This is a genomic window from Sulfuricaulis sp. (assembly GCF_049587675.1).
Classification (GTDB): domain Bacteria; phylum Pseudomonadota; class Gammaproteobacteria; order Acidiferrobacterales; family Sulfurifustaceae; genus Sulfuricaulis.
Genome location: NZ_JBAVEJ010000249.1, coordinates 1 through 1,633 on the forward strand (window position 1 = coordinate 1; position 1,633 = coordinate 1,633).

At 53.1% G+C, this 1,633-nt stretch carries 1 protein-coding gene and 1 pseudogene; both read right to left on the bottom strand.

All coding sequences use genetic code 11. The annotated features are described in order from the left end of the window. Positions 1-892 (bottom strand): hypothetical protein (locus WB402_RS13355; RefSeq protein WP_424208665.1); only part of this gene is annotated, 892 nt, incomplete at its 3' end. 108 nt (positions 893-1,000) lie between these two features. Then, a pseudogene (locus WB402_RS13360) lies at positions 1,001-1,633 on the bottom strand (MBOAT family protein); the annotation flags it as partial.

Here is a 1,633-nt window from a genome sequence, read left to right on the forward strand (position 1 = left end):
ATGCATGGCCTTGGCGGTTCAAGTGAATGATGTCAATAAAGTTGTCTATCGGCAAAGCGCCGCTTAGCTCCAGACAGTCCACCCCGAGATTTTGGCAAATACCGTTATAGCGGGCGGCAAGTCTCTGAAACGCGATGTCATCAAAACCATAATACTTGAATGACTCAATGGCGAAAGGAGCCATGTAGGCCACGATGTTTTTGCTGACCGGTTTGAGCCTGCTCAAGACATGCTTGAAAGATTCGTCGAACTCAGGTGACGGATCACGCGGTATAGAATCTCTCGGCAACGACAGATAATTAAATGTCTCCGGCCGCAAGTCGGGCCGCTGGTTCCTGAATTCGTACACACTCCGCACGTCGGGTAATGTTGCTGCTGCAATGGCGAGCCATATCGGCACATATGTCGATGGAAAAACGCCCGGATCATTATCTTGCATATTGCCGGGGTTCTTGAAATGGGCGAAGTCGACGTCGAAGATGATGAATTCAGGGTGGACATTGTAGCGTTCCAAGCTATCGATAAGCTTGTCGATATCGGCAAGTTGCGCACCTTTAATCGAAATATTGAACACCGCGTAATTCGGCAAGTGCTGGGCCAATAAATAAGAAAAGGTCAGATGATCCTCGACGTACGGCCCATACGGCTCGGAGTCCCCCATAACCAGTACCAGTGGTTTGGTTTCCTTGGCCACGGTGTTCGCGATATATCCATCGACCAAAGCCCGACGAATGCGCAAGGGGAAACTTGTAATTTCAACGGCGCGATACTGCCGCCACGTCCAATAGGGATCGACCAGCTTCCAATAGACGAGCGCAAGCAACAGCTGCAGCACGCAGCCGACACCCAGAACCAGCAGGACATACTTCTTATAGGAGGGTTGCGCCATCATCAGCCCGCTGTGCTCAAAATAATGCGCGGTCGTCGATCAAGCAACTGCGCAGCGTTTGCATGTACCGCTTGCGATAACTCGTCTCCATGCATATGCGTTATTGATTTCTCAGAATTGGAAATACAGGAACACTTGAGGCTTCGAAATGTTCGATAATGCGGCAAAGCCTATCACCCCTAGCACCAGTGCCCAGGCAACGCCGGGCTGCCACGAAAAACGAGGGGGTAATTTCACGCCTTCGCCTTCGGTGCCTTTAAGAACCGGAACGTAGCGGGCAAGCAGTTGTTGGGTATTTGGCATGAACCAGGCGATGCCCAGGAGCGCAGCGATCCACATAACCTCTCTACTCCCTCCAAATGCGAGGTTCGAGGCAAACTGCACGTTGTGAGTGGCAAGCCACGATCCGACTGTACCGAGCTTTGACAGCCACGACTCAGGTAGAACGACGCCGTTAAGTCCCACCATACCCTTCAGGATGCCGAAGGCCTCACCAAAATTGCTCGCCCGAAAGAAGACCCAGGCAACCGTGACCGCCAGAAACGTGATTGCTCGGGCCAACGCCCGGCCCGCCGGTGTGCTGTGGTCCGAGTCGAAGCCAAGCGACTGCCTCAGCGCAAGCCACGCATGGTTGATCATCAGATAGATCCCATGCAGTCCACCCCAGACCACAAAGGTCCAGCCCGCGCCATGCCACAATCCGCCAAGTAACATCGTGATCAACAGATTGAGGTAACGCCGTAC